The organism is Paracoccus benzoatiresistens, from assembly GCF_026913015.1.
Taxonomy (GTDB): Bacteria; Pseudomonadota; Alphaproteobacteria; order Rhodobacterales; family Rhodobacteraceae; genus Paracoccus; species Paracoccus benzoatiresistens.
This window is the reverse complement of record NZ_JAPTYD010000002.1, coordinates 23,853-38,864: the sequence shown is the minus strand read 5'-3', so window position 1 is coordinate 38,864 and position 15,012 is coordinate 23,853. Positions and strand designations below refer to the sequence as shown.

The 15,012-nt window shown below is 68.1% G+C and carries 18 protein-coding genes; 8 read left to right on the top strand and 10 right to left on the bottom strand.

All coding sequences use genetic code 11. The features are described 5' to 3' along the window. Positions 1-55: 55 nt before the first annotated feature. Genes OU682_RS02210 through OU682_RS02200 form a run of 3 tightly spaced genes read right to left on the bottom strand, consistent with a single transcriptional unit; the run spans position 56 to position 2,214 of the window. A complete protein-coding gene (locus OU682_RS02210) occupies positions 56-697 on the bottom strand; it encodes a glutathione S-transferase family protein (RefSeq protein ID WP_268940433.1) in 642 nt (213 codons plus the stop codon). Then, positions 694-1,482 (bottom strand): VOC family protein, encoded by a 789-nt coding sequence (locus tag OU682_RS02205; RefSeq protein WP_268940432.1) that lies wholly within the window; start codon positions 1,480-1,482, stop codon positions 694-696. Before OU682_RS02205 ends, OU682_RS02210 begins: the two co-directional genes overlap by 4 nt. 9 nt (positions 1,483-1,491) lie before the next feature. Continuing rightward, positions 1,492-2,214: a DUF1428 domain-containing protein gene (locus OU682_RS02200; protein WP_268940431.1), complete on the bottom strand. Its 723-nt coding sequence runs from the start codon at positions 2,212-2,214 to the stop codon at positions 1,492-1,494. A gap of 88 nt (positions 2,215-2,302) precedes the next feature. Here OU682_RS02200 and OU682_RS02195 point away from each other — a divergent pair, with 88 nt between their 5' ends. Next, a complete protein-coding gene (locus OU682_RS02195) occupies positions 2,303-2,944 on the top strand; it encodes a winged helix-turn-helix transcriptional regulator (RefSeq protein ID WP_268940430.1) in 642 nt (213 codons plus the stop codon). Here the strand turns inward: OU682_RS02195 and OU682_RS02190 are convergent. Further along, positions 2,941-3,372 (bottom strand): Lrp/AsnC family transcriptional regulator, encoded by a 432-nt coding sequence (locus OU682_RS02190; RefSeq protein ID WP_268940429.1) that lies wholly within the window; start codon positions 3,370-3,372, stop codon positions 2,941-2,943. The genes OU682_RS02195 and OU682_RS02190 overlap by 4 nt on opposite strands. A gap of 173 nt (positions 3,373-3,545) precedes the next feature. Here OU682_RS02190 and OU682_RS02185 point away from each other — a divergent pair, with 173 nt between their 5' ends. Next, positions 3,546-4,700 carry a type III PLP-dependent enzyme gene (locus tag OU682_RS02185; protein ID WP_268940428.1) on the top strand — a complete coding sequence of 385 codons (1,155 nt, stop codon included), beginning with the start codon at positions 3,546-3,548 and terminating at the stop codon, positions 4,698-4,700. Positions 4,701-4,721: 21 nt separating this feature from the next. Here the strand turns inward: OU682_RS02185 and metF are convergent, their stop codons facing one another. Next, positions 4,722-5,594 carry a methylenetetrahydrofolate reductase [NAD(P)H] gene (metF, locus tag OU682_RS02180; RefSeq protein WP_268940427.1) on the bottom strand — a complete coding sequence of 291 codons (873 nt, stop codon included), beginning with the start codon at positions 5,592-5,594 and terminating at the stop codon, positions 4,722-4,724. Positions 5,595-5,684: 90 nt separating this feature from the next. Here metF and OU682_RS02175 point away from each other — a divergent pair, with 90 nt between their 5' ends. From OU682_RS02175 to OU682_RS02165, 3 genes are all read left to right on the top strand, one after another. Beyond that, positions 5,685-6,599: a LysR family transcriptional regulator gene (locus OU682_RS02175; protein WP_268940426.1), complete on the top strand. Its 915-nt coding sequence runs from the start codon at positions 5,685-5,687 to the stop codon at positions 6,597-6,599. A gap of 71 nt (positions 6,600-6,670) precedes the next feature. After that, positions 6,671-7,459 carry an inositol monophosphatase family protein gene (locus tag OU682_RS02170; RefSeq protein ID WP_268940425.1) on the top strand — a complete coding sequence of 263 codons (789 nt, stop codon included), beginning with the start codon at positions 6,671-6,673 and terminating at the stop codon, positions 7,457-7,459. Positions 7,460-7,538: 79 nt separating this feature from the next. After that, entirely contained in the window at positions 7,539-8,480 is a 942-nt protein-coding gene (locus OU682_RS02165; protein WP_268940424.1) for a DMT family transporter, read from the top strand. Between the two features lie 57 nt (positions 8,481-8,537). On the opposite strand, the gene OU682_RS02160 is transcribed toward OU682_RS02165, so the two are convergent. Next, positions 8,538-10,592, bottom strand: a complete 2,055-nt coding sequence (locus tag OU682_RS02160; RefSeq protein ID WP_268940423.1) for a transglycosylase SLT domain-containing protein — start codon at positions 10,590-10,592, stop codon at positions 8,538-8,540. A 111-nt stretch (positions 10,593-10,703) separates the two neighbouring features. Here OU682_RS02160 and dapA point away from each other — a divergent pair, with 111 nt between their 5' ends. After that, positions 10,704-11,579, top strand: a complete 876-nt coding sequence (dapA, locus tag OU682_RS02155) for a 4-hydroxy-tetrahydrodipicolinate synthase (protein ID WP_268940422.1) — start codon at positions 10,704-10,706, stop codon at positions 11,577-11,579. A 112-nt stretch (positions 11,580-11,691) separates the two neighbouring features. Next, positions 11,692-11,865, top strand: coding sequence for a hypothetical protein (locus OU682_RS02150; protein WP_268940421.1), 174 nt, complete (start codon positions 11,692-11,694; stop codon positions 11,863-11,865). A gap of 20 nt (positions 11,866-11,885) precedes the next feature. Here the strand turns inward: OU682_RS02150 and OU682_RS02145 are convergent, their stop codons facing one another. After that, entirely contained in the window at positions 11,886-12,485 is a 600-nt protein-coding gene (locus OU682_RS02145) for an HNH endonuclease (protein ID WP_268940420.1), read from the bottom strand. Positions 12,486-12,666: 181 nt separating this feature from the next. Between OU682_RS02145 and OU682_RS02140 the strand changes: the two genes are divergently transcribed. Further along, complete coding sequence (locus tag OU682_RS02140) at positions 12,667-13,092, top strand: VOC family protein (protein WP_268940419.1); 426 nt, start codon at positions 12,667-12,669, stop codon at positions 13,090-13,092. Here OU682_RS02140 and OU682_RS02135 read toward each other — a convergent pair whose 3' ends face one another. The 3 genes from OU682_RS02135 to OU682_RS02125 are packed head-to-tail and all read right to left on the bottom strand — an operon-like array spanning position 13,093 to position 15,009. Continuing rightward, positions 13,093-13,746, bottom strand: a complete 654-nt coding sequence (locus OU682_RS02135; RefSeq protein WP_268940418.1) for an alpha/beta hydrolase — start codon at positions 13,744-13,746, stop codon at positions 13,093-13,095. Continuing rightward, positions 13,743-14,327: a DNA-3-methyladenine glycosylase family protein gene (locus tag OU682_RS02130; protein WP_268940659.1), complete on the bottom strand. Its 585-nt coding sequence runs from the start codon at positions 14,325-14,327 to the stop codon at positions 13,743-13,745. The genes OU682_RS02135 and OU682_RS02130 overlap by 4 nt, the downstream gene beginning before the upstream one ends. Before the next feature lie 55 nt (positions 14,328-14,382). After that, positions 14,383-15,009, bottom strand: a complete 627-nt coding sequence (locus tag OU682_RS02125) for a GntR family transcriptional regulator (protein ID WP_268940417.1) — start codon at positions 15,007-15,009, stop codon at positions 14,383-14,385. Between the last annotated feature and the right edge of the window lie 3 nt (positions 15,010-15,012).

The following is a 15,012-nucleotide window of genomic DNA, read 5'->3' as shown; positions in this document are numbered from 1 at the left end:
TTGGAAAGGGGATTAGCGAATGCAGGGGCAAAGGCCAAGAGAGACAGCGTGCAGCCTATGCAGTGGCCTGTCTTTCATCCGCCGCGCGCCAATGCGCCATCTGGTCGGCCAGGGCCTTCCTGAAGCCCGGACGGGCCGTGGCGCGTTCCGTATAGGCCGCAAGCCCGTGCAGGTCGTCCAGAAAGCCGTTCTGCGCCGGGATCCGCAGGATGTCGGCCATCAGCAGGTCGGCCACCGTGAAGCTGTCGCCCGTCAGCCAGTCGCGGTTGCCCAAAGCGGCCTGCAACTGCGCCAGCCGCTGATGCAGCAGGGGCTCGCGGCGGGCGGCGCCCGCCTCGTCCTTGTCGAAGAACTTGTTGATGGCCCAGGCCATGATGAACGGCTCGACGCTGTTGAGCGCCGCGATCAGCCATTGCTGGACCTGGGGGCGCAGATCCTCGGGCATCAGGTCCGTGCCCTCGGCCAGATGCAGCAGGATCGCGCCCGATTCGAACAGGGTCAGGTCGCCGTCGCGGATAAAGGGCACCTGCGCGAAGGGCTGGTTCGCGATGTGGTCGGGGGATTTCTCGCGCACCGGCACCGTCTCGACCTGGTAGGGCCGGCCGAGTTCTTCCAGCAGCCAGCGGACGCGGATGTCGCGCACGAAGCCGCGCGGGAACTCGGGCACCCAGTCATAGGTGGTCAGGACCAGGGTCATGGCGTCATCTCCAGCGGGCCGACCACGGCGAAGCGGGCGCCCTGGGGATCGGCGGCGACCGCGACATGGGCGCCGCCCGGAACCTCTTGCGGGCCATGCTGGACGGTGCCGCCCGCATCCCTGATGCGGCCGACGGCGGGGTTCACGCCGTTGGTTCCGAAATAGGGCAGCCAGCAGGGGTGCGGCGCGTTGCCCAAACCCATCATGCCGCCGATATCGGCGCCGTCATGGCCGAAGATCTGGTAGCTGCCCATCTTTCCCATGTCGATGGCCGTCGATTTCCGCCAACCGAACAGGCGCGCGTAGAAATCGAAGCCCGCCGCCGGGTCCGGGGACATCAGTTCCAGCCAGTTGCCATGCGCGGCCTTCTGCTGGTCGAAGGCCCGGGTTTCGCCGCCCCCCTCCATCGGGTCGGGGCGCAGGATGCCGAAGGGGGCACCCTGCGGGTCGGTGACGATGGCGAATCGCCCGGTGCCGGGGATGTCGGCCGGTTCCCGGAACACCCGGCCGCCCTCCTGGCGGATGTCGGCGGCGGCCCTGTCGGCGTCTTGGACGCCGAAATAGACCATCCATGCGGGCGGCATCCCGGCCACGTCGCCCGGCATCTCCATCAGGCCGGCCACCATGTCGCCATCGGCAGTGGCAAGGTGATAGGCGAACCCCGCCATCCCGCTGTCGCCTATCTGCCAGCCGAGAACCTGGCGATAGAAATCGCCCGCCGCTTCCAGGTCACCCTGACCCGTCGCAAGCTCGAACCAGACGGGATGTCCGTGAATCCTGGCCATGGTCGCACCCTACGCCGTCTTGCTGTCGAAGATCGGCGTGAAGCCGCCCCAGAACATGCGCATCCCGTCGAAGGGCATCTCCGGCATGTCCTGTCCGTTCATCTCGGCCTCCATCTTCCTGCCGGCCTGATCGCAGGTGGCGCGGTCGGGCCATTCGATCCAGGCAAAAACCGGCACCTCGCCATCCCGGGCATCGGCGGCGCGGTAAAAGTCGGTCTGCTTGCCATGTGGCACGTCCTCGCCCCAGCATTCGGCCTGATAGGTGGCGCCGTAACGCTGGAACATGTCGGCCGCGCTGTTGGCCAGGTCGATATAGGCCTGCTTCTTGTCGGCGGGCGCGGCCAGCACGAAACCCTGGACGTATTTGCCAGGCCGGCTTTCGCCTTCCTCGACGATCGGCGTGAAGCCGCCCCAGAACATGCGCGTCCCGTCAAAGGGCATTTCCGGCATGTCCTGCTGGCCCGAATCGCCGTCCATGGTGGACCAGGCCGCATCGCATGTGGCCTTGTCGGGCCATTCGACCCAGGAAAACAGCGGCGTTTCATCCTCCCTGGCCTGGGTCGCACGATAGAAGTCGGTCTGCTTGCCGTGGGGCACGTCCTCGCCCCAGCATTCGACCATCCGCAGCGCGCCCCGCTTCTGGAAGAACGGCCAGCCCGCCCTCGCATGGGCGACATAGGCGTCCTTCCTGGCAGTCGGAACGGCGCAAACGAAACCCGAGATATAGGTCATGATCCTTCCTCCCGTTGGGGGCATCGTGGCCCGGACTGAGACCAGCGTGGCAGTTGCAGTATGAAAAAGCAACTGATACTGTCGGGCCATGAACGAAGCACGCCAGCCTCCGCGCATCCGCTATGACGAAGGGTGCCTCGCCGCCCATGCCTTGAACATCATGGGCGACCGCTGGGCGCTGCTGATCGTGCGAGAGCTGATGCTGGCGCCCAAGCGGTTCCAGATGATCCGGCACGGCCTGCCGGGCGTCACGGCGGCGGTGCTGACGCAGCGGCTGACGCAGTTGATCGGGGCAGGGGTCGTGACGCATTCCGAGGCGGGGCTGTATGACCTGACCCCTTCGGGACGCGGCCTGCTGCCGGTCCTTCAGGCGATGTGCCGCTGGGGGGCGCTGCATCCGGGTCACGATCCGCGCCGCTTCATCAGCCCGACCGCGCTGATCCTGTCGATGACGGCGATGATCGGTCCGGCCGAGGGGCATCGGGCAACCGCCGTCATGCAGATGGGCCGGGAGAGCTTCGTGCTGCGGCTGTCGGGCGACGGCATCCTGCGGCCCGGGGCGGGGATGGATCCGGGGGCGGATTTCGTGCTGTCGGGCAGCGGCAACAGCCTGGCGCGGGCGGTCTATGGCCCTGTGCCGCTGGCCCGGCTGGCAGGGGACGACCTGATCGGTCTGTCGGGCGATGCCCGCGCGGCGCAGGATTTCGTGGACCTGTTCCGGCTGCGCTAGACCGCCCGGTCCAGCTTGGTCGTCAGGTGGATCAGGCTTTCATGGGACCGGATGCCGTCGATGGCGCCGATGCGGTCCAGGGTTTCGTCCAGTTCGGCGGTCGATCCGCTGACGATCTGCACCAGCAGGTCGACACGCCCGCTGGTCGTGTGGATGCGTTCGACCTGCGGCATGGCCTTCAGGCGCGACAGGATGGCGGGCTGGCTGCGCGGCTCGATCGCCAGCATGACGGTGGCGCGGATGCGGCCCAGCTTTGCCGCCTCGCCCAGGCGCAGCGTATAGCCCGCGATCGCGCCCGAGCTTTCCAGCCTTTCCAGCCGCGCCTGCAGCGTGGACCGCGCCACCTTCAGCCGCCGCGCCAGAACCGCGATGGAACTGCGCGCATCCTGCGACAGCAGGGCCACGATGTTGCGATCCAGTTCGTCCATCGGCCCTGTCCTGCGGTTTCGTCAAACTGACATGAAGTTCGTCATAATAACTGGCAAGGGGCGCGAATCTACCCTTTTCATCGGTGAAACTGGAACCCAAAAGCGCCATTCTGGGTTGCGGGGCTTCATGCCCTGCGCCCGCTTGCATCAAACGCGCGAAAGGATCCCGCACAATGGGGACACAGAAGACCGTCTGGGACAATCCGGCCGAGATCATCCGCCATCTTCAGCCCGACCATCCGGTGATGGCCTTCGCGCCCACAGTGTTGCAGGACCGGGCGCGGCAGTTTCTTGACGGCTTTCCGGGCCTTGTCACCTATGCGGTGAAGTCGAACCCGGACGAGGCCGTGATCCAGAACCTGGTGACCGCCGGCATCCAGGGCTTCGACGTGGCATCTCCGTTCGAGATCGACCTGATCGGCCGACTGGCCCCCCGCGCCGCCCGCCATTACCACAACCCCGTGCGGTCGCGCCGAGAGATCGCGCATGGCGTGCGCGAAGGGATCCTTGCCTGGTCGGTGGACAGCCGCAGCGAACTGGACAAGCTGTTCGAACAGGTGCCGACCGAAGTCGCCGGCAAGGGGGTCGAGATTTCGCCACGCTTCAAGCTGCCGGTGCTGGGCGCGGTCTATGACTTCGGATCGAAATTCGGGGCGACGCCCGAACTGGCGGCCGACCTGCTGCGCCTGGTGGCGGAGCGGGGCTATGTCCCCTCGCTGACCTTCCATCCCGGGACGCAATGCACCGACCCGATTGCCTGGGAAAGCTATATCCGCGTGGCGAAGGAGATCTGCGACATGGCGGGCGTCAGGGCGCAGCGGCTGAACGTCGGCGGCGGCTTCCCCTCGCACAGGGCCGTGGGCGTCGAGCCCGACCTGCAGTCGATCTTCACCGAGATCGGCGAGACGGTGACGGAGTGCTTCGGCGCCGACGCCCCCGCGCTTGTCTGCGAGCCGGGCCGGGGCCTTTGCGCCGATGCCTATGCGCTGATCACCCGCGTCAAGGGCGTGCGCGACGGGGCCAGCGTGTTCCTGAATGACGGCGTCTATGGCGCGCTGGCCGAACTGCCGATCATCGGCAATATCGACCGGATCGAGGTTCTGACGCCGCAGGGCAAGCCCCGCACCGGCGAGCGCAATGGCCGCGTCATCTTCGGGCCGACCTGCGATTCGGTGGACCGCCTGCCGGGCGAAATGGCCCTGCCCGATGACGTGGCCGAGGATGATTACGTCGTCTTCCACGGCGCGGGCGCCTATTCGGTCGTGACCAATACCCGCTTCAACGGCTTTGGCGCCATGACCCGCGCCACGGTAATGGGCTTCGAGTAAAAAAAGGGGCAACAGCCCCTTTTATGCCACCGCGCCCAGGTCGCGCACCGGCTCGACCCCAAGCGCCGAACACACCGCCAGCGTCAGTTCGGGCCGGTTCAGCGTATAGAAATGCAGCCGGTCCGCGCCGCCGTCCAGCAGCTTGCGGCACAGGGCGACGCAGACCTCTTCGGCCAGCGCGCGTTCCGCCGCGGGGCCTTCGGCTGCGGCCTTGGAAAAGGCCTCCTCGGCCCAGGCCGGCACGCTGGTGCCGCAGGTCGCGGCAAAGCGCTTGGCCCCGGCCCAACCCTGGATCGGCAGGATGCCGGGGATGATCGGCGCGTCGATGCCGGCCACCGCGCATTTGTCGCGGAAGCGGAAGAAGGTGTCCGCATCGAAGAAGAACTGCGTCATCGCACTGGTCGCGCCCGCGTCGATCTTGCGCTTCAGCCAGTAGACATCCGCATCCGGGCTGCTGCTGTCCGGGTGCGGTTCGGGATAGGCGCCGACGCGGATGGTCATGTCGCCCCGCGCGGCGATCGCCTCGATCAGCTCAACGGAATTGGCAAAGCCCTCGGGATGGGGGGTGAAGCGGTCCTGGCCCTTGGGCGCGTCGCCGCGCAGGGCCACGATTTCCCGAATCCCTGCATCGGCATAGGACTGCACGATCTCCATCGTCTCACCGCGCGTGGCCTCGACGCAGGTCAGGTGGGCGGCGACAGGGATGCCGTAATGGCGGTTGATGGTCGTCACCGCCTCGTGCGTCAGCTTGCGGGTCGTGCCGCCCGCGCCATAGGTGACGGACACGAAGTCGGGCGCCAGCGGCGCCAGCGCCCGCGCGGTTTCCCACAGCCGGAAGGACGCATCCAGCGTCTTCGGCGGAAAGAACTCGAAGCTGATCTTGGGGCGGGACATGGCGATTCCTTTGACTTTCGGCGCTTGTGCCATAGGGTCGGCCGTGAGACAAATTCATAATCTTCAAGATCAACATGAGTCACGCTCACCATGCATCTGGAACTGCGCCACCTGCGCACCGTCCGCGCCATCCACGAACAAGGCGGCCTCGCCCGCGCGGCCGAGGTTCTGAACATCACCCAGTCGGCCCTGTCCCATCAGGTCAAGGCGCTGGAGGAGCAGGCCGGGGTGGATCTGTTCGTCCGCCGCGCCAAGCCCATGCGCCTGTCGCCCGCGGGGATGCGCCTGCTGCGGCTGGCCGAGCAGGTGCTGCCGCTGGTCGCCGCCACCGAGGCCGAGTTCAAGGGCGTCGAGGCGGGCCGCATCGGGCGGCTGCATATCGCCATGGAATGCCACGCCTGCTTCGACTGGCTTTTGCCGGTCCTCGACCTCTTCCGCCGCTCCTGGCCCGAGGTGGACCTGGACATCCGCCAGCGCCTTGCCTTCGGCGCGTTGCCTGCGCTGGCGCGGCAAGAGGTCGACCTGGTCATCTCGTCCGACCCCGAGGAGATGGCGGGCGTGACCTATCAGCCGCTGTTCGACTATTCCCCGACGCTGGTGGTGCCGGCGGATCACCCCCTGGTCGCCAAGGGCTATGCCGATCCGACCGACCTGGCGGGGGAAACACTGATCACCTATCCGATGGACCGGGCGCGGCTGGATGTCTTCAGCCAGTTCCTGACGCCTGCGGGGATCGAACCCGCCCAGCAGCGAACCGTGGAACTGACCGCCGTGTCGCTGATGCTGGTCGCATCCGGGCGGGGCGTGGCGGTGATGCCCGACTGGGTGCTGCGCCGGGAATCGGCCAATGCGGAAATCGCCATGCTTCCCCTGACGCGCGGCGGCATCATCCGGCGCCTTTACGCCGCCGTGCGGGCCGAGGATCTGAACCAGCCCTACATGGCCCATGTCCTGCGCTTGTCGCGGACCGAGCCCTTGCGGATGTTGCGGGGCGCAGCAGCGTAACGCCCCTTTCGCTTCACATTCCCCCCGCTTGCCCCTATGACGCCTCCATCCCCTGTTTCCCGGAGTATTCGATGGCAAGCGCCAACCTGAACGTCATGATCAAGGCCGCCCGCAAGGCCGGGCGCAGCCTCGTCAAGGATTTCCGCGAGGTCGAGAACCTTCAGGTCAGCGTCAAGGGCGCGGGCGATTTCGTCAGCCGCGCCGACCAGGAAGCCGAGCGGATCATCAAGGAGGAACTGCGCGGCGCGCGTCCGAACTATGGCTGGCTGGGCGAGGAAACCGGCGAGGATGCGGGCGAGGATCCGACCCGTCGCTGGATCGTCGATCCCCTGGACGGCACCACCAACTTTCTCCATGGCCTGCCGCACTGGGCGGTCAGCATCGCGCTGGAGCACAAGAAGGAAATCGTCGCCGCCGTCATCTTCGACGCCGCCAAGGACGAGCTTTTCGTGGCCGAGAAGGGGGCCGGGGCCTTCATGAACGACCAGCGGCTGCGTGTTTCGGGGCGGCGCCGGCTGGACGAATCGCTGTTTGCCACGGGCATTCCCTTCGCGGGACGCGGCCCGCTGCCTGCCGCCCTGCAGGATCTGGCGCGGCTGATGCCGCTGACGGCCGGCGTTCGCAGGCTGGGTTCGGCGGCGCTGGACCTCGCCTATGTCGCCGCAGGGCGATACGACGGCTATTGGGAGCGGGGCAACAAGCCCTGGGACGTGGCGGCGGGCATCCTGATGGTGCGCGAGGCCGGCGGCTTTGTCGAAGGCATCCGCGACGGCGACGACCCGCTGGAATCGGGGCGCCTGATCGCCGCCAATACCCAGGTGTTCGAGCCCCTGGCCAAGGTCATCCGCACGCGGGACTGATTTGCAGGCCGTGCAAGGCGGGCTTGCCTTGACCTTGCGGCAGAAACAGGCGCATGGCGGAACCATCCACGGAGCCGCCATGCCGAACGACCAGAACAGCCAGCCTTATGCCGCCCCGGCGCCGCCCGCCGCTGCGCCCAGGTCCTTCGGCGGCAGGACGGACCGGACCGGGCTTGCCATCGCGCTGATGTGCGCGACCAGCTTCATCTTCGCGATGCAGGACGCGTTTTCGCGGATGCTGGGATCGGAATACCCGCCGGTGCTGGTTGTCATGCTGCGGTACTGGTTCTTTGCGCTGTTCGTGATCGCCATGGTCTCGCGCCAGCCGGGCGGGCTGCGGCGCGCCATTCGCACCAGGCGGCCCAAGACGCAGATCCTGCGCGGCGCGATCCTGGTCCTCGAGACGACGCTGATGGTCGAGGCCTTCGTGCGCCTTGGCCTGGTCGGCACCCATGCGATCTTCACCGCCTATCCGCTGCTGATAGCGGCCCTGTCCGGCCCGATCCTGGGCGAAAGGGTCGGCTGGCGGCGCTGGACGGCGATCGGCGTGGGCTTTGTCGGCATCGTGATCATCCTGCAGCCCGGCAGCGCGGTGCTGAACCTCGGCTCGGTCCTGGCCTTTGCCTCGGCCCTGCTGTTCGCGCTTTATGGCCTGTTGACGCGGCATGTGGCGCGCGACGATCCGGCGCAGGTCAGCTTTTTCTGGACAGGCATTGCGGGCGCGGCCACCGTAACCGTGCTGGGCATCGGCCAGTGGGAATGGCTGGCCCCGGCCGACTGGATCTGGATGGGGCTGCTCTGCGTCTGCGGGCTGGTGTCGCATTACCTGCTGATCCGCGCCTATGAACTGGCCGAGGCATCCGCCCTGCAACCCTTCGCCTATACGCAACTGGTCTGGGTCAGCCTCATCGGCGTGATGGTCTTCGGCGAGGCGCTGCACATGAACGTGGTCCTCGGCACGGCCATCGTCGTGGCGGCTGGACTGTTCACGTTGTGGCGGGCTCGGGTGAAGGGCACGTAGGGTGCCTGCGGGCAGGCACCAAGGGCCGCACGCCTTCGGTGCGTGCCAGCACGCACCCTACCGGATGGCCGACGCTTCCACCGCCACCGGCTTCCAGCCTTCGGGCAGCATCGGCCCGATGAAGGGCTTTGCCAGGGGCCGGGCCGACAGCGCCAGCGTCAGCCGCGCCACGGGGGGCGGCATCAGCCCGCCTCCGGTCAGGTCCCAGGTGGGGACGATGGGGGCGGGACGGCCCAGGATGCGGGCGCGATAGACCGGCATCGCCTCGGTGACGCGCATGACATAGTTGCGGGTTTCGTCGAAGGGGATCAGCTCGACCCATTCCACCGGGTCGGCACCGCGGCGCAGGTCGCCGAAATCGCGCAGCCAGCGCGCCGGACGCCCCGGTCCCGCGTTATAGCCTGACGCCGTCAGCGCCGTGGACGCCCCGAAGCGGTTGCGCAGTCCCGCCAGATAGGCCGCGCCGAGCCGGGCGTTATAGGCCCCGTCGGTCGTCAGCCGGGCGACATCGAAAGGCTCGCGGATCTCGCGCGCCATCTGCCTGGCCGTTTCTGGCATCACCTGCATCAGCCCGCGCGCGCCCACGGGGCTGCGGGCGGCAGGGTTGAATTCGGATTCCTGCCGGGCGATCGACAGCGCCAGTTCCGGCGGCACCACAAGGTCGGCATCCTGAAGCCCGTTCAGCGGGAAATGCGCGCCGGGGTGGATGAGCCCCTTGTCGGCGGCGCGCTTGGACAGCCGCAGCGAGTGCCAAGGCATCTCCGCCTCGGCCATCAGGCGGGCCATGCGCAGCGTGTCCTGCGGGTGGGCGGTTTCCGACAGGTGCAGCAGGAACCGCTGCGCCTCGTCCGGACGGCCGGTGGCCAGAAGCCACAGGCCGGCCTGGAAGACGCTGCTTTCGCTTATGGGCGAGCGGCGCCAGTCGGGCAGGGGGGCAGGGGTGGCATAATCGGCGGGCATCGTCGCGCCGATCCGTTCGGCGGCAAGCTGGCCGTAATAGGTGCCGGGCATCAGCGCCGCCTGCGCATGGGCCGCATCCGCCGCCCGCCCGTCGCCAAGCGCCTGATGGGCGCGGCCCTGCCAGTAGAAGGCGCGCGACTTGCTGATCTGGCTGCCGACCACCGTTTCCAGATGCCGGAAATGCGCCAGTGCCCGATCCGCCGCCCCCTGCTTCAGCGCGGCAAAGCCCGCCAGCCATTCCAGGTCCGCGTAGTGGCGGTTGTCGGGCGGCAGGAAATGCGACCGGGCCAGGGCCTCGGCCCGCTGCCAGTCGCCGTTGCGCATCGCCATGCGGGCGTAGTCCACGCGCATCGAGGCCCAAGTTGCCGGATCGCGCAACGCCTTTGCGGTGGTCGAGACCTCCAGCATCAGCGCCTGCGCGCCCTCGTGCTGCTTGGCGCGGACCCGCCACAGGAAGCGGTCCATGGCCAGGCCCGGATCGTTGCGGAGGGCAGCGGGCAGGGCCAGGATCAGGTCATCCACGCCGGCCCGCCCGGCCTGCAGCGCGATGCGCGCGGCCAGCAGGGGGCGGTCGGGTTCGGGCAGCCGGGGCAGCAGGCGTTCGGCCTGTGCCCATTCCTGCCGGTCCAGCATCGCCACGGCGCGCGTGGTCATCAGGGGTGCCAGTTCGGCGCCGTGCTCTGCCAGGAAGGCCGCTTCCTCGGGCGCCGTCAGGGGCGTCTCGGTCCAGAACCGCGCGCGTTCGGCCTGCGCCGCCTTGGCATCCAGCGTCGCCAGAAAGGCGCGCTCGGCCACCAAGGTCTCGGGCAAACGGTCGCCGAACCAGTCGCGGATGTCCTGCGCGGGCAGGTCGGGGCGCAGCTTCGCGTCGCCCCGTTCGCGCAGCAGGGCCAGCCCCGGCCAGTCGCCATAGGCCCGCGCAAAGTCGATGTAATCGCCAATGGCGCCGTGACCGGCGCGCAGCGCCTGCCAGCCGACCAGGGCCTCGGCCATGGGGCCCGACCGGCGGGCGGCATCGCGCGCGGTGACCCAATCGCGCGCATCCGCCGCCGACAAGGCCAGCGCCATCGCGCCCGCATCCTCGGCCCGGGCGGGGGCAAGAGGGGCAAGCACCAGAAGCCCAACGGTCAGCATGTCGCGCAGAAGTCGCATCACCACCCTGTGTCGCCGCCATGCACCGATGACGCAATTCACAACCTTGGCAAGTTCCGCTTGCCCCGCTAATCAGGCGCGCAATCCATATCACCTGCAAGGAAGCGTGTCATGTTCAAGGGATCCCTGCCCGCACTGGTCACGCCGTTCACGTCGGACGGCGAACTGGATCTGGACACGCTGAAGAAACTGGTCGACTGGCATATCGACCAGGGCAGCCACGGGCTGGTGCCGGTGGGCACCACCGGCGAAAGCCCGACGCTCACCCATGACGAGCACCGCATGGTGATCGAGGAGGTCGTCAAGGCCGTCGCAGGCCGCATTCCGGTCATCGCGGGGGCGGGGTCGAACTCGACCCGCGAAGGGATCGGCCTGATCCGCCACGCGGCCGAGGTCGGCGCCGACGCCGCGCTGGTCGTCACGCCCTATTACAACAAGCCGACGCAGGCGGGTCTGATCGCCCATTACACGGCCCTGGCCGAGGCCTCGGACCTGCCGATCATCATCTACAACATTCCGGGCCGGTCGGTCATCGACATGACGCCGGAAACGATGGGCGAACTGGCCAAGCTGCCCACGATCATCGGCGTCAAGGACGCGACCGGCAAGCTGGAGCGCGTCAGCCAGCAGCGCATCACCTGCGGGACGGATTTCGTGCAGCTGTCGGGCGAGGACGCGACCGCCCTTGGCTTCAACGCGCATGGCGGCGTGGGCTGCATCAGCGTCACGGCCAATGTCGCGCCGAAGCTCTGCGCCGAGTTCCAGGAGGCGACGCTGGCCGGCGATTATGCCAAGGCGCTGGAATACCAGGACCGGCTGATGCCCCTGCATGTCGCGATCTTCTGCGAACCGGGCCTGGTCGGCGCCAAATACGCCATGTCGCGCCTTGGCCTGTGCGACGAACGCGTCCGCCTGCCGCTGGTGCCGCTGACCGATCCGACCCGCCGCCTGATCGACGCCGCGCTGGAACATGCGGGCCTGATCTGAGGGCTTTCCGCCGGCCGTGACGTGACCGCGCGGCAATTTCGCGCGCATTTTCCGCATTGTCTTTTCAAAGCGGCTTCTTCGTCCCATATTGAAGTCGAGGAGACGCCATGCCATGCCCCTGCCGCACTTCCTGGTCCTGATCGTCGCAGTCATCCTTGTCGCCGCCCTGACGCTGTGGGCGGCCTTTTCGGCCACTGCGCCGATGGTGATCCTGGCGATGGTCGCGCTGTCGGCCGCCGCTGCCCTGCACCTGTCCCAGGGCGACCGGCACGACCACGACACCTGACGGTCAGCCTTGTCTGACGCTCAGCTTTCCAGTTCGGCATCCCAGTAAAGGAAATCCATCCAGCTGTCGTGCAGGTGATTCGGGGGGAAGCGCCGCCCCGCCGCGTGCATTTCCTCGGGACTGGGCTGGCGCGGCTTGCGGCGCAGGCTCATGCCGGAATGGCGCAGGCTGCGGTTGGCCTTGCGCAGGTTGCAGGGCGAACAGGCGGCCACGACATTGTCCCAGCTGGTGACGCCGCCGCGCGACCGGGGCACCACATGGTCAAAGGTCAGGTCGCCCTTGGCCCCGCAATACTGGCAGCAGAATTCGTCCCGCAGAAAAAGATTGAAGCGCGTGAATGCCACGCGCTTCTGGGGTTTGACATAATCTTTCAGAACGACGACCGAGGGCAGCTTGAACGCCTGTCGCTGACTTCGGACGACCTCGTCGTATTCGGCGATGATGTCCACCCGGGCCAGGAAGGCCGCCTTTATCGCCTCTTGCCAGGGCCAGAGCGACAGCGGGTAGTAGGACAAGGGCCGGTAATCCGCGTTCAGCACCAGCGCGGGATAGTGTCGCAGGCTTGCAGGCTCGCGCACGAACTGGGTCCGAAAGTCCGTCTGATGTCGGTTGTCAAGCATGCAGCCTTCCCGTCTGCCCCCATGGGGTGGTCGGGGGCGCCCGTCAGATCCATGACTGCGACTATATATCGCGTCGGGGATCTGGCAAGCCCCCAATCTGTCCGATAACCCATGGATAACCCGTGACCGTGACTTTGGCGTGACGATTGCGCCTGGACCCTGGCGGTGGCAAGCTGGGCTGATGACCGGCCATACGCCCCCTGTGCTTGGCACGCTGGAATCCGCGCTTTACGCGGATGATCTTGACGCGGCCACGATCTTCTGGCGCGACGTGATGGGATTGCAGCCATTCCAGAGCGTGCCGGGCCGGCATGTGTTCTTTCGCGTGACGCCTTCGCAGGTGCTGCTGGTCTTCAACCCCGCCGCTACCGAACAGCCGCCCCGGCCGGATGCAAGGCTGCCCGTGCCCCCGCATGGCGCGCGCGGCCCCGGCCATTTCTGCCTGGCCGTGGCCGCCGACCGGCTGGATGCCTGGCGCGACCACCTGACCGCCCAAGGCATCGCCATCGAGGCGGATTTCCATTGGCCGAACGGCGCCCGCTCGGTCTATGTCCGCGATCCGGCGGGCAATTCGATCGAACTGGCCGACCCCGCGATTTGGGGCTGACTATTTCCCCAGGCGGTCCTTGGCAAAGCTCAGCGCGACGGACAGCCCGTCGGGCGAGATCCCGTGCCCGGTGCCCTTCATCACATGGCCATAGACGGTGAAGCCCGCGCGCTCCAGCGCCTCGCCCGCCAGGGTCATGTCCTGGAACGGCACCATCGGGTCCTGGTCGCCATGCAGAAGCAAGACCGGAGGCTTGACCCTCGCCTCGGCCGCAAGCAGGTCCGGCGCCAGCAAGCGGCCCGAAAAGCCGACGATCCCGGCGACCGGTTCATTGCGGCGGGGCAGGACATGCAGCGCCATCATCGTGCCCTGGGAAAAGCCCACGACCAGCATCCGGTCCGCCGTCAGCCCCTCGTCCGCCAGCACCTGGTCCAGCCAGGCATTCAGCAGGCCGATAGAGCGGCCCATGGCCTCCTTCGCCTGCGCCTCGGTCGAGCCGTCCAGCCAGGGGATCGGAAACCACTGGTATCCGAAGGGATTGTTGATGCTGCGTTCCGGCGCGTCGGGGGCATGGAAGGCCACGCCCGGCAGATGCGGCGCCAGGGGATCGGCCAAGCCCAGCAGGTCGGCCCCGTCCGCGCCATAGCCGTGCAGGAAGACCACGACCGCATCGGCCTTAGCGGGACCCTTGCGGGCGGATTTCAGAACGCTCATGTCACTCCCTCGCGGCCTTTGGCCAGGCGGTAATAGGCCCACAGCCCCCGCGCCGCAACCGCGCGCCAGGGCCGCCAGGGCTCGGCCATCTCGCGCAGGGCGGCGGGGCCGGGGCGGGCGTCCAGCCCATACATGATCCGCGCCGCCTCCTGCAGGGCCAGGTCGCCGGCGGCAAGGACATCCGCCCGGCCAAGCGCAAATTTCAGATAGATCTCGGCAGTCCACAGGCCGATGCCGGGCAGCGCCACCAGGGCCGCGATCACATCCGCGTCGGGCAGGGCGCGCAAACCCTGCCAGTCCAGCCCCGCCGCCGCGATCCCCTTCAGATAGCGCGCCTTGGGCCGCGACAAGCCCGCCGCGCGCAAGGCATCCTCCTCCGCCGCCGCGATGGCGGCTTCCGTCACCAGACCCGCCGCCGCCATCCGCGCCCAGATCGAATCCGCCGCCGCGACCGAAATCTGTTGCGCGACGATGGCGCTGGCGATGGCTTCGAACCCGTCCGCCCGCCGCCGCAGGGGCAGGGGGCCGATCTGCGGCGCGACGCGGGCCCAGACCGGGCAGACCGCAACCAGATGCGCCATGCCCTCGGCCAGGTCGGCCTCGGTCCGGATCAGGCGCGGCCCGGGGCGGGGATCGTCAGTCACGATCCACCGCGGCCTCCAGCTTCAGCCGCGTTTCCCAAGCCATCGAGATATGCTGCCGCAGCGCCTTGTCCGCCGCCGCCCCGTCGCCCGCGGCAATCGCGTCGACGATGCGCTTGTGTTCGGCAAGCGCCGTTTCGCCCCGCCCTTCGGCGGCAAGCGAGGTCTTGGCCATCAGCGCCATCGTCCGGTGGACCAGGTCAAGCTGCTGGACCAGGTAGCGGTTGTGGGACGCCAGGTGGATCTGGTGATGGAAGCGCCGGTTGGCGCGGGCCAGCGCCTCGGGGTCGCGCACCGCGCGCTGGTCGTCGGCGACCATCTGGGCCAGGACGCGCACCTCCTCGGGGGTGGCGTGGCGGGCGGCAAGGCGGGCGGCCAGGGCCTCAAGCTCGGCCCGGACGGTGTAAAGCTCGGCCAACTGGTTGTGGTCCAGCGAGGCCACGATCAGGCTGCGCCCGTCGCGGACCAGCATCGCCTGGGTTTCCAGCCGTTGCAGGGCCTCGCGCACGGGGGTGCGGGATACGCCGAAACGCTCGGCCAGTTCCGATTCGACCAGCCGGTCGCCGGGGCGATAGGTGCCGGATTCGATCGCGGCCAGGATCAGGGAATATGCGTCCTTCATGGC